This window comes from Streptomyces manipurensis (assembly GCF_049570255.1).
In the GTDB taxonomy this organism is placed as follows: Bacteria; Actinomycetota; Actinomycetes; order Streptomycetales; family Streptomycetaceae; genus Streptomyces; species Streptomyces manipurensis.
Genome location: NZ_CP186950.1, coordinates 5,617,745 through 5,643,994 on the forward strand (window position 1 = coordinate 5,617,745; position 26,250 = coordinate 5,643,994).

12 protein-coding genes are annotated in these 26,250 nt (G+C 70.8%); 9 read left to right on the top strand and 3 right to left on the bottom strand.

Annotated features, from left to right (window positions below):
- The first annotated feature begins 28 nt into the window (after nt 1–28).
- Nucleotides 29–3,289, top strand: coding sequence for a DISARM system SNF2-like helicase DrmD (gene drmD, locus ACPU2J_RS25890; RefSeq protein ID WP_423834100.1), 3,261 nt, complete (start codon nt 29–31; stop codon nt 3,287–3,289).
- Nucleotides 3,286–7,485, top strand: coding sequence for an Eco57I restriction-modification methylase domain-containing protein (locus tag ACPU2J_RS25895; protein ID WP_423834101.1), 4,200 nt, complete (start codon nt 3,286–3,288; stop codon nt 7,483–7,485). The genes drmD and ACPU2J_RS25895 overlap by 4 nt, the downstream gene beginning before the upstream one ends.
- Nucleotides 7,486–7,513: 28 nt before the next feature.
- Here ACPU2J_RS25895 and ACPU2J_RS25900 read toward each other — a convergent pair whose 3' ends face one another.
- Complete coding sequence (locus ACPU2J_RS25900; protein WP_423834102.1) at nt 7,514–7,744, bottom strand: hypothetical protein; 231 nt, start codon at nt 7,742–7,744, stop codon at nt 7,514–7,516.
- A gap of 148 nt (nt 7,745–7,892) precedes the next feature.
- On the bottom strand, nt 7,893–8,120 hold the full coding sequence (locus ACPU2J_RS25905) for a hypothetical protein (protein WP_150259950.1): 228 nt from the start codon (nt 8,118–8,120) through the stop codon (nt 7,893–7,895).
- A gap of 114 nt (nt 8,121–8,234) precedes the next feature.
- Between ACPU2J_RS25905 and ACPU2J_RS25910 the strand changes: the two genes are divergently transcribed.
- The 7 genes from ACPU2J_RS25910 (at nt 8,235) to drmC (ending at nt 19,390) form a co-directional block, all read left to right on the top strand.
- A complete protein-coding gene (locus ACPU2J_RS25910) occupies nt 8,235–9,083 on the top strand; it encodes a helix-turn-helix domain-containing protein (protein ID WP_423834103.1) in 849 nt (282 codons plus the stop codon).
- 53 nt (nt 9,084–9,136) lie between these two features.
- A complete protein-coding gene (locus ACPU2J_RS25915) occupies nt 9,137–9,262 on the top strand; it encodes a DUF397 domain-containing protein (RefSeq protein ID WP_423835007.1) in 126 nt (41 codons plus the stop codon).
- Between the two features lie 251 nt (nt 9,263–9,513).
- On the top strand, nt 9,514–10,344 hold the full coding sequence (locus ACPU2J_RS25920) for a hypothetical protein (protein WP_423834104.1): 831 nt from the start codon (nt 9,514–9,516) through the stop codon (nt 10,342–10,344).
- Nucleotides 10,345–10,500: 156 nt separating this feature from the next.
- Nucleotides 10,501–12,729, top strand: coding sequence for a hypothetical protein (locus ACPU2J_RS25925; protein ID WP_423834105.1), 2,229 nt, complete (start codon nt 10,501–10,503; stop codon nt 12,727–12,729).
- Nucleotides 12,730–12,849: 120 nt separating this feature from the next.
- Nucleotides 12,850–16,719 (top strand): DISARM system helicase DrmA, encoded by a 3,870-nt coding sequence (drmA, locus tag ACPU2J_RS25930; protein ID WP_423834106.1) that lies wholly within the window; start codon nt 12,850–12,852, stop codon nt 16,717–16,719.
- A gap of 2 nt (nt 16,720–16,721) precedes the next feature.
- Nucleotides 16,722–18,632: a DrmB family protein gene (drmB, locus tag ACPU2J_RS25935; protein ID WP_423834107.1), complete on the top strand. Its 1,911-nt coding sequence runs from the start codon at nt 16,722–16,724 to the stop codon at nt 18,630–18,632.
- Complete coding sequence (gene drmC / locus ACPU2J_RS25940; RefSeq protein WP_423834108.1) at nt 18,629–19,390, top strand: DISARM system phospholipase D-like protein DrmC; 762 nt, start codon at nt 18,629–18,631, stop codon at nt 19,388–19,390. The genes drmB and drmC overlap by 4 nt, the downstream gene beginning before the upstream one ends.
- A 47-nt stretch (nt 19,391–19,437) precedes the next feature.
- On the opposite strand, the gene ACPU2J_RS25945 is transcribed toward drmC, so the two are convergent.
- Nucleotides 19,438–26,154, bottom strand: a complete 6,717-nt coding sequence (locus tag ACPU2J_RS25945) for a DUF3320 domain-containing protein (protein WP_423834109.1) — start codon at nt 26,152–26,154, stop codon at nt 19,438–19,440.
- Between the last annotated feature and the right edge of the window lie 96 nt (nt 26,155–26,250).

The following is a 26,250-nucleotide window of genomic DNA, read 5'->3' on the forward strand; positions in this document are numbered from 1 at the left end:
CGGGGCGGTATGGAGGGGCGGAGACCCGATGACGACGCCGACCACCGACCTGGCGGGGGTGGCGCAGCGGGCGGTACGCCGCCGCGCCGACGCGCAGGACCACACCGCTGTACCCGAGATCAGCGATCTCGTCGAGGTCCGGGGGCAGCGCTGGGTCGTGGCCGACGTCGATCACGGCACGGGTTCCGCGGCGATCAGCGCGCCCGGCACCCTCGTCACGCTCAACAGCGTCGAGGACGGCCGCTACAACGACACCCTCTCCGTCATCTGGGAGATCGAGCCCGGCCGCCGCCGTCTCTTCGCCGGCTCCCTCCCCGAGGTCACCGCGGACCGCTTCGACCCGCCGGAGCGCCTGGCGGCCTTCCTGGACGCCGTCCGGTGGTCCGCGGTCACCTCGGCCGACGTGCGTACCCTCCAGGCGCCCTTCCGTTCCGGCGTCGCCGTGGAGCCGTACCAGCTCGAACCCGTCTCCCGGGCCGTGGCCGCGCCCCGCGTGAACCTGCTCCTCGCGGACGACGTCGGCCTCGGCAAGACCATCGAGGCGGGCCTGGTCGCGCTGGAGCTGATCCTCCGCAACCGGGCCCACAAGATCATGATCGTCTGTCCGGCCGGCCTCACCGTGAAGTGGCGCGACGAGATGGCCGAGAAGTTCGGCCTCGACTTCACGGTCATCGACTCCGAGCGGGCCGCCGCGGTCCGGCGCACCCACGGCAGCGCCGCGAACCCCTTCAACATCCATCCGCGGTGCATCGTGAGCCTGCCCTGGCTGCGCGGCCCGAAGGCCCAGCGGCTGCTCGCCGAGGTGCTCCCTGCCCAGGACGCCGAGGCGGTCGCCCCCGGAAAGCGGGCCTTCGACCTGCTCATCCTCGACGAGGCCCACCACGTGGCGCCCTCCGCGCCCAAGCAGTACTACCCCGTCGACTCCCAGCAGACGAAGCTGATCCGCCGGCTCGCCCCGCACTTCGAGCACCGGCTGTTCCTGTCGGCCACCCCGCACAACGGCTACCAGCAGTCGTACACGGCCCTCCTGGAGATCATCGACAACCAGCGTTTCGCCCGCGGCGTCGAGCCGGACCCGCGGGCCGTCGAGGACACCGTCGTCCGCCGCCTCAAGACCGACATCCGCGACCCGGAGACCGGCGAGCGCCGTTTCCTGGAGCGGAGGACCACGTCGCTGTCCGTCGAGTACACCGAGGACGAGCGCCGCATCCACGCCCTGCTGAAGGAGTACGCCCAGCTCCGCCGGGCCAAGCTCGGCACCCGCTTCAAGGGCGGCCGCAAGGCGGCCGACCTGGTCACTCTGCTGCTCAAGAAGCGGCTGTTCTCCTCGCCCGACGCCTTCGCCCGCACCATCGAGGTCTACCTGGAGACGCTGCGGACCAAGAAGCAGCAGGCTGCCGAGGAGGTCGAGGACTGGCAGGAGACCTTCTTCGACGACTACGCGGACTACGACGACGAGCCCCTCGCCGAGGCCGAGGACGACGCCATCGCCCGCGCCACCACCCTCCAGCCCGGCACCGACGGCGACGAGTCGGCTCTGCTGGAGCAGATGCGCGACTGGGCCCAGCGCCACCAGGCGCAGGCCGACTCCAAGGCCCGCGAACTGATCACCTACCTGAAGGCCAACTGCCTGGCCGAGGGCGGGCACTGGCTCAACGAGCGCGTGGTCGTCTTCACCGAGTACCGCGACACCCAGATCTGGCTCCAGAACCTGCTGCGCGACCACGGGCTCGGCGGCGACCGCGTCGCCCTCCTGCACGGCGGTCTGAACGCCGAGGACCGGGAGCAGCTCCGCCTGGCCTTCCAGGCCGAGCCCACCGAGAACCCGGTACGCATCCTGCTGGCCACCGACGCGGCCAGCGAGGGCATCGACCTCCAGCGGCACTGCCACCGGCTGGTCAACTACGACATCCCCTTCAACCCCAACAAGCTCGAACAGCGCATCGGCCGCATCGACCGCTACGGCCAGCTCACCGCCCCCGAGGTCGTGCACTTCGTCGGCAGCGGCTACGAGAAGAGCGCCGACACCTACGAGGCCGACCTCGAATTCCTGGCCCGGGTGGCGGTGAAGGTCGCCCGCATGGAGGAGGACCTCGGCAAGGTCAACGCCGTCCTCGCCGACGCCGTGCAGCGCCGGATGACCGGCGACCTCGGCACCGACTTCGACGTGGAGCGCGCCGAGGTCTACGCCGGCCGCAAGGCCAGGAAGGGCGGCGGGAACGTCGCCGCCGAGCGCGACGCCCAGGCCCAGGCCCAGCGCCTGAGCGAGCAGGTCGCGGGCACGGTGGACTCCCTCGGCATCACCCCCGAACGGATCGCCCGGGTGGTCTCCACCGCGCTGCCGCTCGCCCGCCAGCAGGACATCCGGCCCGTCCTCGACGAAAAGGACGGCGCCGACGGCTTCTACGAGGTCCCCACTCTCACCGGTTCCTGGGAGCGGGCCTCCCACGGCCTCGCCGACAAGCTGCGCCCCGAGATCCGCCGCCCGGTCACCTTCGAGGCGGCCAAGCTCAAGGACAGCCACGGCAAGGACCGCGACGACGTCGTCCTCGCCCACCTCGGGCACCCCCTCGTCGCCATGTCCACCCGGCTGCTGCGCGCCGCCGTGTGGAACAAGGAGCAGATCGACCTCGCCCGCGTCAGCGCCGTGATCAGCGACCACCCCGAGCTGGAGACGACCCTCGTCGGCGCCTTCGCCCGGTTCGTCCTCGTCGGCGCCGACGGCGTGCGCCTGCACGAGGAGATCCTCCAGGCGGGCGGCTGGCTCCGCGAGGCGGAGGGTGCGGGCCAGCCCCGCTTCAGCCGCCTGGAGAAGATCACCACGGTCCGCGACATCCTCGACGACGCTTTCGCCGACCACGCCACCCAGGCCGCCCCGGTCCTGCGCGGCAAGCTCGCCGCTGCCTGGCCGCACGTGAGTGAAGGCCTGGTCTCGGCCCTGGAATGGCGGGCCCGCAACCGCCAGACCGCACTGGAGACCCGTCTGGAGACCCGCCGCCGCGACGAGGCCGAGCGGATCACCGCCCAGATCGACCGCTTCCGCGAGTCCCTGCGCCGGGCCATCGGAAACCCCGCGGAGCAGGAGGAGGAAGGGCAGCTGGAGCTGGCCTTCGACGAGGTCGAGCAGCAGCGCCGGGACCGGGAGAACTGGGAGCAGCGCCGGGACGCGCTGGAGAGCGAGAAGCAGCGCGAGCTCGCCGCCATCGCCGCCCGGTACGAGCGGCCCAAGGCCCTGCTGTTCCCCGTCGCCGTCGTCTTCGTCGTTCCCCGCCGGGAGGCCGTGAAGTGAGCACCACCCACCCTAAGAACACGGGCCGCGGCAAGACCTGGAGCGGAGCCCCCGCCCCCGACGGCCGGCAGGACCACCTGGACTGGCTCAGCCTGGTCGACGTATCCGGCCCCTTCCTGACCCTGCCCGTGCTGCTCAAGACCTGGCCGCAGCTCGACTCGATCGACAAGCCGCTCCGGGCCCGGCTGCGCTACGAGCACGGGGTCTGGCAGTCGGATCCGGCGGCCGGACAGCGCGCCTGGACGGACTTCGTCCTGAACGAGCTCCTGGGCTGGGGCGACGCGCTGCGCGAGGGCACGGAGCTCTCCGAGGCGCTCGCCGTGGACGTCCCCGAGCACGACGAGCGCATCGCCCCCACCTTCGCCCTCCTCGAACCGGGCAGCACCGCCGAGGACACGGCGGGCCTGGTCGCCGACTGCGCCATCCTCGGCATGACCGTCCCTGCGGGCCGCCACCCGTCCCAGCGCATTCCGGGCTCGGCCTGGGCGGCGACCCCCGTCGACCGTATGGCACACCTGTGCCGCCACCACGGCGTGGAGCTCGGCCTGGTGACGGACGGCCGCTGGTGGACCCTGGTGTGGGCGCCGCGCGGTGGGGTGACGACGTCGGCGCTCTTCGACACGGTCGCCTGGACCGAGCCGGTCGAGCGGGTCGTCGTACGCGCCTTCATTTCGCTGCTGAGCCGGCGCCGCTTCTTCGCCGTCGAGGACGCGGAGATGCTGCTGCCGCTGCTGAAGGAGTCCCTGGACAGCCAGGAGGACGTCACCGACGCTCTCGGCGTGCAGGTCCGCCAGGCGGTGGAACTGCTGGTGGAGGCCATCGGCCGCGCCGACGTCACCGAGCGCGCGCGGGGCGGCAAGGGTCTGGCCGACGTACCGGCCCAGGACGTCTATCGCGGTGCCGTCGCCGTCATGATGCGGGTCGTCTTCCTCCTCTTTGCGGAGGAGCGCGGGCTGCTGCCGAGCGACAACGAGCTGTACGTACAGGCCTATTCGGCCGGGCGGCTGTGCCAGGAGCTGGAGGACCGGGCGCGGGAGACCACCGAGGACGACCTGGAACAGACGGGGGTGGGCTGGCACCGGCTCATCGCGCTGTTCAACGCGGTGTACGGGGGAGTGGACCACCCGGCGCTGCGGATGCACGCGTACGACGGCTCGATCTTCGACCCGAACTCCTTCCCGTGGCTGGAGGGCCGCGGCACGGCGGACGGCGACCCGACGGACCCGCTGCCCATCGACGACCGGACCGTCCTGCACATGCTCCAGTCGGTGCAGCACGTCTGGATCGGCACGGGCAAGAAGCGGGAGCGTCGCCGGCTGACCTTCCGCACGTTGGACGTCGAGCAGATCGGCTACGTGTACGAGGGCCTCCTCTCGTACCAGGGCCGCCGCGCCGAGGACACCATCGTCGGCCTCGTCGGCAAGGCGGGTCTGGAGGCGGAGGTGCTGCTGACCCGGCTGGAGGCGCTGGCCCGTACGGAGGGCGAGGGGCTGGGGGCGGTGCTGGCGGAGGAGTACAACAAGACGACGGGGCTGGGCAGCGCGGCCAAGGTGACGAAGCTGCTGGAGCCGCTGACGGACGTGGAGCGGGCCGCGGCGAGGAGCAAGCTGCTGGCGGCGACGGGGAGCGACGCCGAACTGACGGACCGGCTGCTGCCGTTCTACCGGCTGATCCGGCGTGATCTGCGGGACCTGCCGGTGGTGATCGGCGCGGGCGGGCTGTACGTGACGGAGTCCTCGCTCCGGAAGAACACCGGTACGCACTACACCCCGAAGTCCCTTGCGCAGCAGGTTGCGGACGGCGCGCTGGAGCCGTTGGTCTACGAGTACGGCCCGCTCCAGACGGCGGACCGGACCCAGTGGCGGCCCAAGTCCGCGGACGAGATCCTGAAGCTGAAGGTCGCGGACATCGCGATGGGTTCGGCGGCGTTCCTGGTGGCGGCGTGCCGCTACCTGGCGGGCGCGCTGGTGGAGGCGTGGAGCCGGGACGGCGACGCGCGGGCGGTGGCGTACCTGGAGGCGGCGGACTCGCTGTCCGCGTCGGCGGTGGAGGCCGAGGCCGAGCCGGTGATGGTGGAGGCGCGTCGGCAGATCATCGAGCACTGCCTGTACGGCGTGGACATCAACCCGATGGCCGTGGAGATGGCGAAGCTGTCGCTGTGGCTGGTCTCGATGGACCGGGACCGGCCGTTCACGTTCCTGGACGACAGGCTTGTGGCGGGTGACTCGCTGCTGGGCATCACGTCGGTGGAGCAGTTGGAGGCCATGCATCTGGATCCGGTGCGGGGTCGGCGCATTCACGGCGACGGCATCGACTTCACGGGTGGTGTGCGGCGGGTCATCGCGGAGGTAGCGGAGGAGCGGCGCAAGCTGGCCGGCATCCCGGGCACGGGCTTGGAGGAGCTGGAGCAGAAGCGCGCCATGCTGGCCTCGGTGCGGGAGAAGACCCGCCAGGCGAGCGTCTTCGCGGATTTGGTGGTGGGCGCGGCGCTGGCCGGTGCGGGCCGGGCGGAGAAGGACCAGGACCAGCTGTCGTTCGCCGCGGTGACGGCGGCGCACGCGGTGTCCGATGCCGGAGACGACGAGGAGTTGGCCGCTGCCGAGCTGCGGCAGGCGGAGACGCTGGCGCGGGGGTGGCTGGCCACTGGCAAGCCGGCCGGCGCGTTCGAGCGCGAGCCGGTGCATTTGCCGCTCGTGTTCCCGGAGGTCTGGGACGAGCGGGGCGGGTTCGACGCGGTGGTGGGAAACCCGCCGTTCCTGGGCGGTAAGAAGCTCACGGGGTCATTTGGCGTCAAATACCGCGAACACCTAGTTCACGGGCTAGGTCGAGGCGCTCGCGGTAATGCAGATCTGGTGGCGTATTTCCTTTTGCGCTCCCACGAATTGCTCAGTGCTCGCGGGCAGGCCGGACTGATCGCGACGAACACGTTGGCGCAGGGCGATACGCGGGAAGTTGGACTTGATCAGCTGGTCTCCGATGGTGTGGAGATCCGGATGGCTGTGAAGAGCGCACCTTGGCCTTCGCGGAGCGCGGTGTTGGAGTACTGTGCTGTTTGGACGAGCTGTGCGGCTGTCGCGCAGGGGCAGTTGAGGGTTGCAGATGGCGTGCCGGTCGAAGGGATTACTGCCTCCCTGGAAGTCGCATCTCGTGCTACTGGGACGGCAGAGCGACTTGTGGAAAACCAGGCGATAGTGTTCCAAGGTGCAGTGGTGCTTGGTGTCGGATTTACAATGTCGCCAGAGCGGGCAGGAGTGCTTGTCGCCCAGGACGAGCGGTATGCGCGGGTCCTTTATCCATATCTCAGCGGCCAGGATGCAAACTCTCGACCGGACAGTTCAGCAAGTCGCTGGATCATCGACTTCCGAGACTGGTCGGAGGAGCAAGCGAGAGAGTATCCAGCTGCGTACGAGCAGGTTCGACGGCTTGTTAAGCCAGATCGAGATCGAAGCAACCGAAAGGTCTATCGCGAGCGTTGGTGGCAGTTCGCTGAGAGGGGTCCTGCCAGACTGAAAGCAACCGAGGCCTTCAATAGCGTAGTTGCTATTACTTTCGTGAGTAAAGCTGTCATGCCGGTGATGGTGCCGACCGGGCAGGTGTTTGCGAACACACTCGGTGTCTTCGCTTCTGATGATTTTGCCATGTTGGCACTGCTTAGTAGTGCTCCCCATTATTGGTGGGCTATAGAGCATTCATCGACCTTGGAAACTCGAATCAGATATACTCCATCTGATGTTTTCGAAACGTTTGTGAGGCCAGGTCTGACGGCGGAACTCCGGAGTCTGGGGCGACGGCTTAACGGGCGTCGTGCCGAGATCATGCTTCATCGAGGAGGTCTTACGAGTACTTACAATCTAGTCCACGACCAGGCATGTACGGACGCCGACATTGTCGAGCTTCGTGAGATCCATAGATCCATTGATGAAGAAGTGGCTCGCGCTTACAAATGGGAGGACCTTCTGAGCCAGCCCGGCGGGCTTGACCACGGATTCCATGACACCCGCCAGGGGCCCCGCTACACCGTCGGTCCGGTTGTCCGGCAGGAGATTCTTGACCGGCTGCTCGAAGAGAACCAGCGACGCTACGCGGCCGAAGTCGCCGCCGGTCTGCACGACAAGAAGGGCGCCAAGAAGAAGGCGGCGGCCCCGGCCCAGCGGAAGCCGAAGCCTCCGGTGGAGGAGCCGCCGAGCCTGTTCTGATGACAAGGGTGGGGGAGCGGTGGGCCGGTCAGCGCCAGTGGCGTACCGGTCCGCCGCCGGTGTTCCGGTCGCGGGCCACCTTGACTGCGACCCACGGGCCCAGAACGAAGACGTTCCCGTCCTCGAACTCCAACCGTTTCCGCCGCCCCCGCAACTCCCTCACATCCCGCACCCGGTGCGGGATACCGCCCACGGCGATCACATCACCTCGCCGCACCCCGTCGGGCATGACCTCCAGGGTCTGCATCACGTGCTGCATGTCCGGACCCCCTAACGCCGAGGCGCAAGACTTCGCTTGTTGGCCTCGCGGACCTTGGTCAGGAGCGCCTCATGGCAGGCGACACCAACAGCCGCGTCTTCGGACGAGTCGGTCTGCTCCTCCGGCTCGGGCGCCGTTGACTCCTCGGTCACTGGACGCTCTTCCTCAGAGCCGCTGCCAACTTCCACGCCACATCGGCCCGGCAGCACCCGAGTTCCACCAGCGGCGACAGGTAGTCGCTCGTCAGGGACACCAGATCCACCCCGAGCGACGGCAGCACCACGTCCACCCCCGCCAGCGCCTCGCGCAACTCGTCCCGTGCCGCCTCCGCCTCCCGCGTCTTCTCCGCCGAGCGCCCGCTCTTGCCCGCGTCCATGTCCGCCTGCCTCCTTGCCGATCACTGTCTTTCAGCGATGAGCATGGAGGCGTAGCGCTACGCTCACCAGGGGTAACGGTTTTCGGAGCATCGGAACGAAAACGGGAGTCGCCAATGCCCGCACCGAAGGAACTCGACCCAAGCGCCTCCCTCGCCGCGCTCTACGGCGCGAAGCTGCGCAAGCTCCGCATCCGCGCCGGGCTCACGCAGAGGCAACTCGGCGACAAGATCCCGATCGCGCACAGCCGCATCGCCCAGTTCGAGTTGGGCAACGAGGTCCCTCCCGAGGACGTCAACGGCAAGCTGGACGTGTTGCTCGATGCGGACGGTGACTTGGTCGACCTGCGGGGTCATATCAAGCGAACCCCGTACCCGGACTGGGCGCGGGCCTTCGTCGCTCTTGAGGCCAAGGCCGTCAAGATGCTCAAGTACATGGCGCATGCGGTGCCGGGACTGTTGCAGACAGAGAGCTATGCGCGTGCCCTGCTTCGCATCAGCCGTCCTCGTGACACAGACGGGCAGATCGAGGTGTTGGTCTCTGCCCGGCTTGATCGCCAGTCGATACTTGAAGCCTCTGCCCCACCGCTGATGTGGTGCATCCTCGATGAAGCCGTCATCCGACGCCCCGTCGGTGGTCCAGCAGTGATGCGGGAGCAGCTTGCCCGAGTGCTCCTTTTGGCGGAGACGCCCCACGTCGTGGTGCAGGTGCTGCCGTTCAAGGCGGGAGGGCACCCGGTGATGGGCGGATCGTTGACGCTCCTCAGCTTTGAGCGGGGGCAGGACGTGGCCTACACGGAGGGTTCCCACTCCGGCGAGCTGGTGGAGACGGCAGAGGAGGTAGCCGAATATGCGCTCGCTTACGATCTGTTGCAGGCCCAGTCGCTGTCGCCAGATGAGTCGCTGACGGTCATCCGGTCCGTGATGAAGGAGTACTCCAAGTGCGAGCCAACCGAGCCGATCTGAGCAACGTCGAGTGGCGGAAGAGCAGCTACAGTAACGGACAGGGTGGCGACTGCGTGGAGGTCGCTGACCACTTCCCCGGAGCCGTCCCCGTTCGGGACAGCAAAGCGCCCGCCGGGCCCGTGATCCTCGTCGGGAACGTCGCCTGGAGCGCCTTTGTGAAGCACCTCCGAGAGGCGTAGAGCGGCCCTTCACCGGGGCGCGGAATCCTGGACCCCGGTGCGGCGCGGCGCCCTTCAAAGGAACGGGAGAGAACCCACCCAACCAAACCCGGGCCCCAACTCCCGTCGCCACACGATCGGGTGAAGGATGCGTCACACACCCTGACCGGTGGGGTACGGTCGGCCGCAACAACCCCATACACGCAGACGGCCCCCGACAGGATTGCAGTCCTGACGAGGGCCTGACCGATCCGGAAGATATGAGCTTCCCGATGGCTGATCCGCAGTCTAACGCGGTCGCGCCCGCGCGCCCCGCGAATCCGATCCCTGCCGACGCGCCCAGCGCCGGCGTGATCCATTTCCGTCACCGCCACACCGACCGGTTCACCGTCGTCGGCAACCACCTGGCCCAGCACCCGCAGCTCTCCGCTGTCGCGATCGGGCTCGCCGTCTACATCCAGTCCGTTCCGGACGGGGTCAGCGTGACCGCCAAGGCCCTCACCCTCCGCTTCCGCGAGGGCGAGATTACCATCCGGCGCGCTCTCAACGAGCTTGAGGCAGCTGGCTATCTGGAGCGGCGGCGGATTCCGCTCGGCGGCGGCCGGTTCGCGACCCGCACCCTCGCCTACGACAAGCCCGGTTGTGCAGCGACACCCTCAGCCGCGCCAGTTCCGCAGCAACCTGCCGCGCCGCGCACCGAACCCGAGCCCGCCCCACCCGCCCCCACAGGACCGGCGGCGGACCTCCTGGCCCGGCTGCGGACGGTCGACGCCCGCCTGATCCTCTCGGTGCGGGACGTCCAGCGGCTGAGCCCCGTCGTCGAGGAGTGGCTCGCCCGGCATGCGACCGCCGAGCAGATCACCCGCACCCTCACCGGCAACCTGCCTCCCGCACCGGTCCCCATCCACCACCCGCCCCGCTTCCTGGAGCACCGGCTCACCACCCTCCTGCCGCCGCCCCTCCCCACCTCCGCACCCGAGCCGCAGCGTCCACGGCCCGCGCCACTCATCACGTGCGACGGCTGCGAACGCGCCTTCCGCAGCCATGTTCCCGACGCCCGGTGCGGGGACTGCGGGCCTGCGCCGGACCGGTCCGTCGCGTGAGTACGTGCGCCTGCTCCTGACGGATCCGGGCTTTGCCCTGGTCAGGACATGCGAGAAAGGTGATCATGGAGTGACTGTCAGTGGGGGCCCGTAACGTCGAGCGAGTCCGTCACCGACCGTGGCCGCCTGCCCCCGTCTCTGGAGTGTCGCCCGACCATGACGTCCCCTGCGCCGTACGCCTCCACCTCCCTCGCCGACCTCCTCCCCGCCGTCCGCTACGCCGATCCGCAACTCCTCGCCGCCCGGCTGGAAGACGTACGGCTTCCGCTCGGCTGGTGGCACGCAACACCGTTGATGGAGATCGAGCGCGTCATCGGCGCCGAGGCGCTCAGCCACCAGGTGGCGCAGGCGCTGCGGTCCCTGTGGCCGCACGTGGAGCTCGGGGACGTGGTTCCCGTACTGCGACTGCTCGGGAGCCCGGGAGTCGAGCCGGGCAAGACGGTGGCGCAGGTCGCCCGGGAGGCCGGGCCCGGGGTCGTGGACGGGGACCGGGTGCTCGCGGCGGTGTTCGGCTCGGTCCTCGACCGGCTGCACCAGCGCGGCGTACCTCGGGAGGAGAGCGAGGGAGCACGCGTACGGGACGCCGTGTCCGTGATCGCCCGGTGGCTGCCGGCGGACGCACCGGCCGAGGTGCGTGCCGCGCTCGCCGTGCTCCAGGGGTTGGAGGAGCAGTCGGAGGATGAGCCGACGCCGGTGCCAGTGGTGCTGGCGGCGCCCGAGGCCGTCGAGGAGCCGGCCGGGGAGCAGCCCGAGTACGCGGAACTTCCGGCGCCGCGTGAGGCCTTTGACGACCACGAACCGGGCGCGGAGGCCGACGAGCCGGACGTCATCGAGGATGCGGGCCCGTCGGTCGACCCTGCGCTGATGGCCGAGCCGTTCGCCGCGCTGACGCGCCTGGTCGGCGGATGGGACGAGCGCGCGCTCGTGATCGCCGGGCAGCGGATGTTCGCCGACGAGCCGGTGAAGCTCCAGGACCTGGGCGAACGGTTCTCCGTCAGCCGGGAGCGGGTCCGGCAGTTGGAGCGCGCCGTTGCGGACTCGCTCACGCAGTGGATGGTGGCCGACGAGGACGGCCGGGCCTTCGCCGGGCACCTGGCGGCCGTGGCCGAACGGCTCGGCACCGTCGGCCAGGTCGCCGAGGTGCACGCGCTGCACCCGGACCACGTCCGCACCGTGGAAGCGTTGGGCGTGCCGCTCGGGGACGTCGTGGCGCGGCTGCTGCCAGGCGGCACACTCGTCGGGGCCTGGATCGTGCAGGGCGACGCGGCAGCCCTGCGGGCGGACATGCAGGAGGAACTGCTCGCCGCCTGTGGGGACACCCCGCTGGCCTGGGACGAGGCGGTCGCCCTCGGACAGCGGTACGGAGTGCGCGGCGAGGTGCTCGCCGACTGGGCGGCCGACCTCGGACGCTTCCAGGTGCGGGACGGACGGCTGCTGTACTGGGGGCGGTCGCTGAACGACCGGGCCGCCGCCGTGCTCGCCCTGCACGGCAAGCCGATGTCGATGGAGGACATCCACGAACAGCTCGCCGACGGCACCGCCATCAACAGCATGCGCAACCAGATCTGGACCGACGAGCGCTTCCTCCGCGTCGACCGCAACCTGTACGGGCTGCGCGCGTGGGGCGGCGAGGAGTACCTCGGAATCCGGGAGATGATCGCCCGCGAGATCGCCAACGCGGGCGGGGAGGCCGAGGTCAACGCCATCGCCGAGGCCCTCAGCGCCCGCTTCGACGTATCGGCGGCATCGGTCCGCACCAACCTCGGGGGACCCGGCTTCGCCCGCACCCGCCGCGGCTGGGTCCGCGTCGCCGACCAGCCCGGTGAACAGGACGCGCCGTACGTGCCGCGCAACGACGTCGCCGGTACGCGACGCTGCTTCGTCGGAGCCGACGGACGCTGGTGGTACCGGATGGAACTGACCGCCGACCACCTGCGCGGCTCCGGCTTCCCGGTGCCCGCCGGCTGGGCCGCCCACATCGGCGGAGCCCCGCACCGCGACCCGCTCCCGCTGCGCCACGAGGCGGGGGAGACCTCCCTGACCTGGCGCGCCCAGCCCACCGTCGGCTCGGTGAAGCCGCTGCTGGAGCACATCGGGGCGACCGCGGGCGACCAGGTCTTCCTCAACGTGACCGACGGCCACCTCAGGGCGCTGCGGCTGCACGCGCCCGCAGACGCGCTCGACCCCGCGTGCGGGGCCGCCCGGCTCACCGGCTGGACGGCCGCGGTCACCCCGGCGGAGGCGGTGGAGGTGATCGCACGGCGGATCGGGATGGTGCCCGGCCAGGAAGGCAGTGCGCTGCTGGAGCGGCTGGTCGAGCGCGGGGACAAGGACATCGCCGAACTGCTCGAACGGGCCTTGTCAGGGGCTGTACCGGCCTTCTGATGCCGGCGGTGCTCGATAGCATCGCAACCATGACCGGCTGTCACGGTCGGGCGGCGTCGGCCGCGCTGTGGGGAGGGGCCCGCGAGGGCACCGCGCGAGGGACGGAAGAGGGATGCACTGATGGCGACGGGCAAGACCGCCGAAGGGGCGGGGAGCGGGAGCGGCTCCCTGGAGGAGGACCTCCTCCAGCGGGTCCGCGAGGTGACGCAGGACTTCGTCCCGGCGTCCTCGTACGAGATCCGGGACGACCTGGGCGAGCTCATCAGCCGGGACCTGCTGGGCCCGTGGGACGGGCCGGACGAGGAGTTCGACCACCGGGCAGCCGGCCCCCGCGACCGGTACCTCGTCGGGCGGATCGGCCCGAAGCGGGCCCTGAGCACCACCCTCGCCGCTGCCGACGAGCAGCTCCTCGACGACTCCGACGGGGAGGGCGACGGCACCGACCAGGGACTCCCGGAGCGGCTCACCGCCCAGAACGCGGGGCGGATGTGGGCCTCGTCGATGGGCCTGATGTTCGCCCTCCCGGCGACGGACGACGCGGCAGCGGTCACCGTGCGGGTGCGGTGGGGGCAGTACCACCGCTCGCAGGTCCTGAACGACGAAGGCGTCGCGCGGTCCACCTGGACCCGGGAGCAGGTGGAGAAGCTCGTCACCGTCCCGGTCGACGGCGCGCCCCGCCAGGTCCTGCCGCTCACCGCCGACCAGGAGGACGCCCCCGGCGTACGGCTGGTCGCGGAGGTACGCAACCGGCCGGGTGCCGCGGGACCGAGCCGTGTCGTCGAGCTGTCGCTCGTCAACGCGCAGGACGAACCCCAGCAGGCCAAGGACGCGGCCTGGCTGTTCCAGGCCGAGCTGCACGTCACCGCGGCCGACGGCGGGGCGCCGGTCTTCCTGCCGATCTCCGACCCGCTGGACGAGGCCGAGGAGGCCGCCCAGGACGGCCTGGGCGCGGCCGACCTGGAGGAGCAGCACCTGACGCTGCTCTACCGCAACCACCTGAAGCACGCGGCCGGCCGCAACGTCGCCGTGGCGGTCGCCATCGACAAGGGCGAGCGCCGCGCCCACGCCCTCACGACCACCTGGCTGCCGGTCCACGACGTGCCGGCCACGATCGCCCCGACCGGGGCCGACGCACAGCACCTGGACGGCATCGAGCTGTCCATGGACGAACTCGCCGTGCTGCCCCCGGCCGCGCTGAGCGAGGCCCTGGCTCCGCTGGCCAACGGCTACAGCGCCTGGCTCGACGAGCGCGAGGCGCAGGCGGAGCAGCTGACCGGGGCGCTGCGCACCAGTGCCCTCGACGCGGTGTCCCGGGCCCGGGACGTCGCCGTCCGGATCACCCTCGGCGTGGACGCCCTCGCGGACCCCGAACGCCCCGAGGTACTGGAAGCGTTCCGCTTCGCCAACCGGGCGATGGCCCTCCAGCGGCGGCACACCACCATCGCCGCCCTGCGGGAGCGGGAGGGCCTCACCTTCGAGGAGGCGAAGGAGCGCATCGGCGCCAAGAAGAAGGCGGAATCCGCTTCATGGCGTCCGTTCCAGCTGGCCTTCGTCCTCCTCAACCTCCGGGCGCTCGCCGACCCGACGCTGAAGGAGCGCGAGGCCGGTCCGGACGGCATCGTCGACCTGCTGTTCTTCCCGACCGGCGGCGGCAAGACCGAGGCCTACCTCGGGCTCGCGGCCTTCACCTTCGCCATCCGCCGCCTCCAGGGGACCATCGGCACGGGGGAGGAGGCCCGCAGCGGCGAGGCCGGCGTCGCCGTGCTGATGCGGTACACCCTGCGGCTGCTCACCGCCCAGCAGTTCCAGCGGGCGGCGGCGCTGATCTGCGCCGCCGAAGTGCTGCGCCGCGAGGCCTACGACGGCGGCGACGTCCGCTGGGGGACCACCCCCTTCCGGATCGGCCTCTGGGTGGGCGGCGCGGTCTCCCCGAACAGCTACGACGAGGCGCAGAAGCAGATCGGCGAGGCCAAGGACGCCGGGGACGGCAAGGGCGCCAAGGTGCTCCAGACGCTGGCCTGCCCCTGGTGCGGCTCCGCACTGAGCGCCCAGCGCGACCTGCACGCAGACGACGACCTGCGCCGCATCCTGCTCTACTGCCCCAACGGCGAGGGCAAGCAGGCCTGCCCGTTCTCGCAGCGCCGCTCACCCGGTGAGGGACTGCCCATCCTGACGGTGGACGAGGAGATCTACCGGCTGGCCCCCAGCCTGCTGATCGCCACCGTCGACAAGCTGGCCCAGCTGCCCTGGCGCGGCCAGGCCGGCATGCTGTTCGGGAGGGTCTCCGACCTCTGCCCCCGGCACGGCTACCGGCACGCGGACCTCGACACCCGCACCAAGTGCGGGGACAAGCACCAGGCCAAGGGCAAGCACCCGGCCGTGAAGAGCAAGCCGGTGACGCGGCTGCGCCCGCCGGACCTGATCATCCAGGACGAACTCCACCTGATCTCGGGCGCGCTGGGCACCACCGTCGGCCTCTTCGAGGCGGCCGTCGACGAGCTGTGCGGCTGGCAGGCGCAGGACGCCTACGGCACCACCGTCCGCGTCGGCCCCAAGATCGTGGCCTCGACGGCGACGACCAAGCGGTCGGCGGACCAGATCAGCGGCGTCTTCGCCCGGAAGTCGGCGATCTTCCCGCCCCAGGTCATCGACATCGGCGACACCTTCTTCTCCCAGCAGGTCGAGCTGTCGAAGGTAGCGCCGGGGCGGCGCTACCTGGGCATCTGCGCCCACGGCGTCCGTATGAAGCAGGCCGAGATCAGGGTCGCCGAGATCCTCTTCCTGGCCGGCCAGACCCTCTTCGACCGGCACGGCAAGCCCACCGACCCCTACATGACGCTCGTCGGCTACTTCAACGCCACGCGGGAACTCGCCGGGATGCGCCGCTTCCTCGACGACGACATCGCCACCCGCGTACGGATCCACGGCACCCGCAAGGGACTGTCGAACCGCCTCCTGCGCCGCACGGAGATGCTGTCCGTCCAGGAGCTGACCTCGCGCATCTCCTCCGCGGACATCACGGAGGTGCTGTCCCGGCTGGAAGTGTCCTTCGACGAGTCCATGGACACCACCGTGCGGCGGCAGGCGGTCGCCGACGAGCTGCGCGAGGCCGCCCAGCACAAGCAGCGCATCGACTTCTCGAAGCTCGGGCTGCGCAACGAGGGCACGGGAGCGGTCGACGCGGTGATCGCCACGTCCATGCTCCAGGTGGGCGTCGACGTCTCCCGCTTCGGCCTCATGATGGTCGTCGGCCAGCCCAAGAACACCGCCGAGTACATCCAGGCGTCCTCGCGCGTGGGCCGTACCGCCGAACGCCCGGGCCTGGTGGTCACGCTCTACAACTGGACGCGGCCGCGCGACCTGGCGCACTTCGAGAACTTCGGGCACTACCACGCCACCTTCTACCGACAGGTCGAGGCCCTCTCCGTCACCCCGTTCGCCCGCCGGTCCCTGGACCGGACGACGGCGGCGGCGTGGATCGCCGCCGTGCGCAACGCGACCACGCCCCACTCCCGCAACCACGACGCCTACGACCTCGACCTCGACGGCCCCGTCGCGCAGCAGGTCACCGAGCGGTTCCTGGCCCGCGCCGAGACCGTCGGCGGGCCGCGCGCCCGCAAGTACCTCGCGGAGCGCATCGAAGTCCTCAAGGACGCCTGGGCGCACAAGAAGCAGGGCTCCGCACGCCTCGGATACGAGGAGGCGGCCTGGCAGGGCCAGCGGCTCAGCGGACTGCTCAACAAGGCCACCGGCGCCACCTGGGACGAGCTCACGGTCGCGCAGTCGATGCGCGAGACGGAGAACGAGATCAACCTGCTGGTGCCGGGAGCCGGCCTCTACGACGTGGTCGGCGGAGCACCCGCATGGAGCTACGCGCCCGGGGCGGGCCAGTCCGGCGCCGACGGCGAGGACTCGCCCGAGGGAGACGAAACGGGCGCCGTACTGGACGGCAAGGGCGCCACGGCAGGCGGGCAGGGGAAGAAGGCGTGAGCATGACGGACAAGACACAGCACCGGCGCCGGGTCGGATCCGTACGCCCCAGCCACCTGATGTACACGGGCGGTGTGGGCGCTCTGGTCGACCTGCCCAACTTCGCCGTCCTGGTGCGGGGCATCGACGACTGGCAGTACGACGCGTTCGAGTGGGCGGACCTGAAGGAACCGCGACTGCTCCGAGCCGTCAACGGCCTGATAGGAGACCCGTACGGCGCCCAGGTCACCCAGTTGCGGCCCGCGCCCTGGACGGACGGCACGGACAGCGACCCCAACGGCCCCGCATCCCGGGTCGGCGTCCCCGTCCTGCCCTTCCCCCAGTGGCTGCGCTGCACCGCCTGCAACGCCCTCGGCGGCCTCGACTCCAAGATCTTCAAGTTCGAGAACGCCAAGCCCCGGCGCCCCGACCAGGCGCGCTTCTTCCACGACAACTGCACCGCCAAGCGCAAGGGCAAGCGCCCGCTCGCCGTCGCGGCGCGCTTCGTCCTGGTCTGCCAGGCCGGACACCTGGACGACTTCCCCTACGCGTCGTTCGTCCACCGCGGCGGGAACTGTACGGAGGCCAGCCACCCGCGGCTGGAGATGCTCGACCACGGCGGCAACCAGGCCGCCAACGTCAAGGTGCGCTGCGTGAACTGCAACAGCGAGCGCAACATCCGCGACGCCATGGGACAGCGCGGCGAGATCACCCTGCCCCACTGCCGGGGCCGCCACCCCCACCTGGCGACCTTCGACCCGGCAGGCTGCAAGCAGCGTCCCAAGCCGCTGGTCATCGGCGCCTCGAACCAGTGGTTCGCGCAGACGCTCAGCGTCCTGGCGGTGCCGCCGACCAGCGGCAGCGCCCTCCAGGGCAAGGTGGAACAGCTCTGGGAACAGCTACAGAAGGCGAAGTCGCAGGAGTTCCTCGACATGGTCTGGGAGCTCCCGCAGTTCAAGCCGCTGCACCGGTGGAGCCAGTCCGAGGTGTTCGAAGCCATCGAGGCACACCGGGCCGCGGGCGACGAGTCCCAGTCCTCGGAGGCCGTCTCGTACCCGGACCTGCTCACCCCCGAGTGGGAGATCTTCACCAGTCCTCAGCTCCCCGAACCGACCGAGGACTTCGCGCTGCGCGACGTTCCCGTACCGCCGGCCCTCGACGGGGTCTTCTCCCACGTGCTCCAGGCAGAACGGCTGCGGGAGGTGAGGGCGCTGATCGGGTTCACCCGGCTCGACGCCCCAGACCCGGAAGACCCCACTCTGGTGGCCCGCGCGCCGCTCTCCCGCAGCCGAGTCCCCGCCTGGGTGCCGGCCAGCGAGGTGCGGGGCGAGGGCATCTTCCTGAGGGTCTCGGACGAGCTGATGGCCGACTGGGAGCAGCGGGTGGCCGACACGGCGGCGCTGAAGGCGCACCGCGACGCCTACGTGGAGTTCCGGCGCAACCGCTACTCGGGCCGAGTCGAGGACACCGACGACCCGTTGCGGGGCTGGCCGGGCGCGCGGTACATCGCGCTGCACACGCTGTCGCACCTGCTGATCCGGGCCATCTCGCTGGAATGCGGCTACTCCTCGGCAAGCCTCTCCGAGCGGATCTACGCAGGCCGCGAGGACGACCGGCGCACCGGCATCCTCATCTACACCGCGGTCCCCGACGCCGAAGGGACCCTGGGCGGTCTGGTCGCCCTGGCCGAACCGGAGAAGTTCAGCAGGGTCGTGCGGCGAGCGCTCCACGACGCCGAGCGGTGCTCCTCCGACCCGCTGTGCGCCGACCGGCTGCCCCGGCCTCCGCACGAGGACTTCCTGCACGGTGCCGCATGCCACGTCTGCCTGTTCGTGTCCGAGACCACCTGTGAGCGCGGCAACCGCTTCCTGGACCGGCGGTTCATAGTGCCGATCGACGACCCGGACCTCGTGCTCCTCAAGGGCCTCACATGAAATGGGCGCGACTGCTCAAGGCCGCCGCGGAGGCGGAGGCGGCCGCAGGAGTCCTCGCACTGGCCGCACTGGCCGACGGGATAGCAGCCGGACAGCCCCGGGCCGCGCTGCTCACGGTCCGGTCGGCCTCCGCCTACACGGAGGCCGCGGCTGCCGTGCTCGACGCGATGGACGCGGACGGCCTGTCCCGGGCGGAGGCGGCGGCCTGCCTGCACGGGCTGGCCGCGGGCTACGCGCAGCGCGACCGGGAGCAGGAGGTCTCCCTGGTGTGGAGCGGCCCCTCCTCCCACCGGGTGCCCGTACGGTCCACGGACCGGGCGCTCCTGGGGCTGATCGCCGAGGCGCGTACGGAGCTGATCCTGATGACCTACTCCGCGCGGCGGTACCCGCCCCTGACGCGGTCGTTGCAGGATGCCGCGGCCCGGGGCGTCGGTATGGACATCGTCGTCGAGACGCTCCAGGGAGCGGGCAGCGCCCTGTCCGGCGACGAGCCGGCGAGCGCGTTCACCGATGTGCCGGGAGCACGCCTGTGGCACTGGCCCCTGGACAAGAGGGCGGAGCCCGGGGCCAAGACGCACGCGAAGCTGGCCGTCGCCGACCGGAAGGCGCTCCTGACCACGAGCGCCAACTTCACCCAGTCCGGAGTGGACCGGAACATCGAGGCCGGAACGCTCGTCCGAGGTGGCTCCGCGCCGGCTCGGGCCGCGGAACACATAGCGGAGCTCCAGCGCACGGGAGTCCTCCAGCGCTACTGGTGACGTCCAGCGGGCCGGGACCCCCCTCAGAACCGATGCCCATGAAGTCGTCAGACACCGTCCGCGGGCATCAGGCAGCCGTCCGCCTCACGGAGCGTCGCCTTCGCGACGAGCTCGTCCACGTCGCTCGTCAGCGCATCCCTGATGTCAGGGCCCAGCCGCGTCCACCCGAAGAAGCGTGCGACCTCACGGAGCAGCTCCTCGCGGTGGACGCCCGGGCTCTCCCCGACCACGTGCCCCACGACGAGCTGCCGTTCGGCCGACGGGACCTGGCCGACCTTACGGGCCACGGTCGGTGTCGGAGTGCGGGCGAAGGCCAGCTCCCGGCCGGGAACGTCATACGCCTCGTTGACCCGCACGATCCGGCCGGCGGACGCGGTCCTCCGCAGCGCGCGGCGGACCGAGTCCCGGATCACCGCGCCCGCCCTTGCAATGCCCCACGCCGAACGGACCCGGGCGACGATCAGGTCCTCCGTCATCGGCCCCTCGGCGTGGATCACCGAGAGGGCGACGTCGGCGACGACTCCCACGGCGTCCGGGTCCTGCAGTTCAGCGAACCGCATGCCGTGCCGCACGGCGGATGTGACCCGCAAGTTCACCAGTTGGACGTCGACGACCTCCTCGTACGCCCTGCTCCACGCCGGCGGCCCGTCGTCCACGGCCACGAACGTCACCACCTGCCCCGGTTCCACCGCCGTATCCGGCACCGCAGGTCCTTCAACGGGCGGCCCCTCGCCGGACGGCTCCTCCGCCGTCACCTGGAACGGGTCCCGCGCGCACGCCTCCTCCACCGCGGCGCGCAGGCGCGCCATCGCGTCCCGGCGGCTGCGGTACCAGTCCGTGCCCCAGATGCGGTGCAGGTTCCAGCCGAGGTCCCGGAGTACCGCCTCGCGCAGCCGGTCGCGGTCGCGGGCGGCGCGCGAGGAGTGGTACATGACGCCGTCGCATTCGATGCCCAGGGCGTAGCTGCCCGGGGCGGCGGGGTGCCGTATCGCCATGTCGATGCGGAAACCGGCCACGCCGACCTGAGGCTGTACGGAGTAGCCCCAGCCGCGCAGGACGCCCAGGACGTCCTCCTCGAAGGGGCTCTCCGGCTCGGCGTCCGGGTCCGCCGCGGCCGTCTGCAGGATGTGGGGGCCGTGTTCGGCGTACTGGAGGTAGCGCTTCAGGTGCTGGACGCTCTTGTTGGCGCTGTCTGCCAGCTCGGAGCCGTGGAAGGACGCGACGACCTCCATGCGCCGCCGGGCGCGGGTCACGGCGACGTTGAGACGGCGCCAGCCGCCGTCCCGGTTGATGGGGCCGAAGCTCGCCTGCAGCTTGCCCCGGTGGTCCCGGCCGTAGCCGACGGACAGGATGATGACGTCCCGTTCGTCTCCCTGGACGGTTTCGAGGTTCTTGACGAAGAAGCCGTCGAGGCGGTCTTCGGTGAAGAAGCGATCCAGGTCGGGGCGTGCGTTCCGCGCCTTCTGGACGGCTTCCTCGATGGCCTCCGCCTGTGCCTTGGACAAGGCGACCACACCCAGGCTGAGCTTCGGCCGGGTGGCGAAGTGGTGGATCACGCGCTGTGCGACCGCTGCCGCCTCGCCGGGATTGTTGCTCCGTCCGCCCCGGTCGTAGACACCGTCGGCCTTGAAGAACTCGACGCCGAGGTCGGGGCTCTGCTCGTACGCGCCCGGGAAGGTCACCATCGTGTTGTCGTAGAAATCGTTGTTGCTGAAGGCGATGAGGTTCTCGTGGCGGCTCCGGTAGTGCCACTTCAGGGGCAGACCGCGCAGTACGCCGCTGGCCTTGCAGGCGTCGAGCACGGACTCGAAGGTGTCCGCGGCCTCCTCGTCCCACTCGTCATCGTCGTCGCCGTCGCCGCCGGCGCTGAAGAACGAGGTCGGCGGGAGCTGGTTCTGATCGCCGGCCACGATGAGCGCACTGCCGCGGTACACGGAATTCACCGCATCCTGTGGCAGCACCTGGGAGGCTTCGTCGAAGATGACGACATCGAAGCGGAAGTCCGGCGGCAGGAACTGGCTGACCGTCAGAGGGCTCATCATGAAGCAGGGCTTGATGAGCCGCACGACATCCCGCGTCTCGGCCAGAAGCTGACGCACCGGCTTGTGCCGGCGCTTCAGTTGGGCCTGCCGGCGCAACTCGGCCGCGGGGCCGATGTTGGTACGGCGCGGACGTCGGGCGTTGCATGCCGCGATGACCTCGGCGTGGGCCGCCTCCACGAGGGCCTGGTCCGCATCTCGGAATCGGTGGACGAGCTGATCGCGGTCCGCCGCCCGCGCGGGCTTGAGCCGGGCGTCGAGTGCAAGGCGCCGCTCGATCCAGGCTGTGAGCACCGCACGCTCGACGGAGGCGGGGAAGTCCTCTGCGGACACGCCGCGCTGCGCGAGCTGGGAGGGCAGCCCGTCGAGGCCGTACCGCCGCAACCGGTCGAGGGCCTCTGAACACAGGGTCCATGCTTCGGGACCGAAGGGGTCGTGGTCCAACCGGGACAGGACGGTTGCGGCAGCGGGGAGCGACTCCATCAGCTCGCGATGCAGAAGACGGCCGCGCTGCACCTCGAAATGCTCCACGAGGTAGTCCCGCTGGCGCCGCCAGTCGTCGTGGCGGTCCGCCACCGAGGGGTCGGCGGGAGCGTCGAGCATCACCCGGGCCGCTGGGGCGGACAGCGGGGCTCCACGCCCTCCGTGTGCTGTGCGGCGTACCTGCTGGGCCCAGTCCAGGGCGTCGAGGACGGCTGCCTTGTCGGTCCCCGCCCCCTGGTAGAGGCCACCGAGCAGCTCCTCGTGACGCGGGTCGTCCTCGGTGAACCGCGTCTCGGCCGCCCGGGCGTCGATCACTGCCGTCACCGCCTGGCGAGCCCGCACGAGGGACAGCCCGCTGTCGGCGTCCGCGACGCGCCCCACAGCGTGGAGGAGTTCGGCCGCGTCCTCGAAGGGTTCGACGTGGGCGCGCAGCCAGCGTGCCGCGTCGTACAGAGGGGCGGCGAGCAGGTGCGCGCCGGCGCCTGTCAGATGCGGCCGGGCGGCGTACTCCCGCCAGGCGTTCAGGTCGGTGCGCAGCTGCGGCTCCGCCTGCCGCACAACGGCGTGCGGTGCGGGACGTTCGTCTGCGAGGAAGCCGGCCAGACGCGAACGCCGAACGGGATCAGCGAGGGTGTCCGGCGCCAGCCGCTCGACGGTGTGAGCGGCTGCCAGGGCCTCCTGCAGTGCTCCACTGTCGAGGCGGCCGGTGTGCGCCGCGTACCGACCGAGCAGCTCGCGCTGCTCCTCGTCGACGCCGGCTCCCGGGGCCGCCTCGTGGACCGCCCAGGCCCGCCACAGGAGTCGGAGCACGCCGCGCTGTCCCGGTGCTGTGGCATGGGAGTGCGCACGCAACTCGGCGGGATCGGTGTCCAGTCCCCGGTACCAGGAACCGCAGAGGAGCCGGTGCGTGTCCTCCTCGGCCGTGAACCCGGCCGTCTGCCGCTGACCCTCGTGAGCGGCGCCGATCGCCGCCCGTGCGCCGGCGAGCGTGTACTCGAAGTCTCCTGGGTCGTCGCGACGGCCGACGGAGGCGACCGTGTCGATGACGTCGACGGCCCGAGCGAGCGGATCCAGGTGGTGGCGCAGCCAACGAGCGGCGTTGGCCGGGGAGCACTTGGTGAGCTCGTCCGCGACGGCTGCAAGGCGGGGTCGCGCCAGGTCCCGCCGCCAGACACCCAGATCCTCCGTCAGGGACCGACCGTGCTCCGCCAGGTGCGCGGCAGGGGTGTGGCCGTCCGCGACCTGGGCGGCCAGCACGCCGCGACGATGCGGGTCCGGCACCGAGTCCGGCACGAGCCGGTGCACGGATTCGGCGTGCTCCACCGCCGCCGCCAGGAGGGCCACGTCCGGCAGGTCCTGCCCCGCGTAGCGTCCGAGGAGGGTGGCATGCGTACGGGCCAGAGACCGCAGGTGGTCGTGGGCGGCGCGCCAGGCGAGGGCGTGGGGCAAACGGGCGTACAGCTCACTGCGCCACGACCCCGCGACCGTCAACGCACCGAGTGCCTTGCGGTCCGAGCGCACCGAGCCGGAAAGCAGGCCGCCGAGGCCACGTGATCCTTCGGACAGGCGGCCGATCAGGTCCGGCAGGCCCGGGGACAGGGTGATCTCTGGCCGGAAGACGTCCTGCGCGGCCCGCTCGGCCTCAGTGAGCCGACGTGCGGCTTCGGTGATCTCCGCGCAGGCTTCGCGCACGCGGGGCATCACCTGGGGGTCGAGCCACGAGTCCAGCATCCTGGGGGAGGCGTGGGCCAGCTCGCCGAGGGCGGTCAGCTCCTCGGCCTCCTGCGTGCTCTCCGGCCGGTCACGTCCGAGCAGCCGGGCCATGGCTGCGGCATGCCGATCGGCCGATTCGAGGGTCGCCGCCAGGTCGGTGAACCAGTCGGAGAGATCCGCGGCCTGCATACGGGTCAGAGGGCTCAGGTCCAGGCCGGCCGGCCCCAGTCCGGCAAGGGCCTGCTCGGACGCCGGCGGGTCCGCGCCGAGCGCGGGGGGAATCGAGTCCCAACCGGGGCCGGCCTCCATGGTCGCGTGTGCCCGTGCGGACAGAACCGTGTCGCGTCGTGCGAGGAACGCGCCCAGGGCGTCGGCCACCACGTTGACCGCAGCCCGGTCCGCCTGGGTGGCTCCCCCGGGCACGATCCACCGTTCGAGGGGCCGGTGGGCGGCTCCCGCCAGTGCGACGACGTCGCAGAGGTCTTCCGCCGCGGCGGTGCTGCCCGGAACGGTCAGCCCCGTCTGCTGTGCGATCTCGGCCAGGCCGCGATGCGTACGCTCCAGACCGTCCGCGGTGTTCTCGAACTCGCGGGCCAGCTCGTTCGCGCGGTCCTCAGACAGCCCGGACGGATCGAGACCGGCCGGGGAGAGAGCGGCCAGGGCGCGTTCGGCTTCGCCCGGCACCGGGGTGAGCCGTGGCGAGAGTTCCTCCCAGCGGGCCCCTGCCCGGGAGCGAGCCGTGGCCCGGGCCCTGACCACCGTCCTCAGGGCGGCGAGGAAGGCGTCGACCGGGCTCTCCACCGCATCGGCGAAGTCGGAGCCGGTGAGCCACGCTTCGGGCACCGGGCGGCGTGAGCCGATCAGCTCGAGGAGCCTGATGAGCCGGCGGACGCCGTCCTCCTCCTCGATCGGCTCGCCGGCTTGCGCGAGATCCTGGTAACGCGTCAAGGTCGCGGCAAGCCCGTCCCGCGCGGCCATGGCCTGGTCGAGTGCCTGACGCGGATGGGGCATACCGGGCATGAGGTCGCGCCAGGGGAACGACGGGTCGGCGACCGCCTGCCAGGCGCCGGCAATGGCTTTCGTCGCCTCGACGATGGTGCGCAGGTCCTGAGCGCTGAGTGCTGCGGCGTCGAGCACCTCCTGCTGTGCGGAGCGGCCGTCCGACTCCGAGGGCAGAAAAGCCACGTGTGCGTCGGACAGCTGCCCGACCCTGCCGATCACGTCGTGCAGGCTCCGGCCCAGCGGTTCGCTGATCTCGTTCATCGCCCCGGCGTAGGCACTGAGGGCCTGGCGGGCCTCGCGGGCCCGGGCGACCGCCTCCTGGGAGAGCCGTGGGGCCCGCGGCTCCTCCTCAATGGCCCTTCCGAGCTCCTGCGCGACGGCTCGGCGGCTGGTGTTGTGGCTGTGCAGGGGCAGGGCGTACGAGTCGAGTCCGACGGACTTCAGCCGGTCCAGCACCACGTCGAGCGCGGCGGCCTTCTCACTGACGAACAGCACGCTGCGGCCCGCGTGCATCAGACCGGCGATCATGTTGGTGATCGTCTGGCTCTTGCCGGTGCCCGGCGGGCCGTCGAGCACGAAGGACTGCCCGGCGACAGCGGCCGCGACGGCCTGACGCTGCGAGGCGTCGGCGTCGAGGACGAGCGGGCTGTCCTCCGGCGGGCTGAGCTCGTCGATCCGGTCGGCGTGGATCTCCTCGAACTCGAAGCGGTCCGATGCCAGTTCCGCCTTGGGGCCGAGTGCGACCGCTCGTACGAGATCGCTGCTCAGGATGCGAGCCTCGTTGTCCAACAGGTCCTGGTACATCGACTCCTTGTGGGAGGCGAAGAGCGCCAGCACCACGCGCCGCGAGACCACCCACCCCGGTCTGCCCGCCACTGCGGCTGTGACCGCGTCGATCACGGCGTCGAGGTCGGTCGGGTCCTGTTCCGTGACGGGCGACCAGTCGATCAGGAACTGCTCCAGCTTGACCCTGAGAGCGGGGTTCAGGCGCGGTTCCTCGTCGTCGTTGGCCACTAGGCGGACCCGCCCGTTGCTCAGCCGCTCGATACGGACAGGAAGGAGGAGGAGCGGCGCGTCGCTGCTCGTCGATGCGCCGTCCTCACGCCAGCGGAGGATGCCGACACCCAACTGGAGCGTCCACAGACCGTAGTCGTTGAACAACTGGGTGGACTTGCTGCGCAGGCTCGTCAGCGCACGCAGGAGCGCCGGGGCCGTCGTCTTCTGGGTGACGATCCCGTACGCGGCGTCGCGCCGTCCGGCGAGGGGCGCTTCCGACGGGGCGCCGTCGGAGTCCTCTGCGTCAGGTTCCTCGGCGGGCAGCGGTGCGAAGTCCCAGCCGCGTTCCAGGCCGTCGATGAGCTCCTCGGCCGGCGGATGCGCGATCTCCAGGGTCGCCGCCTTGGTGTGCCGGAAGTTGAGGAGCCGATTGCGGCCACTCAGATCGACGAGTGACGTACGCCAGTTGGCCAGGATCGCTTTGAACCGTTCCAGCTCTTCACCGCCGCCGAAACCACCCGCGTTCGCCACACTCGTCCTCGTTGTCGTGTTCGCTCGCCGCTCCGCCCCATCCTGACACCGCCATCAGCGACGCGATGCGTGTTTCGCGCATCAACCCGACGCACA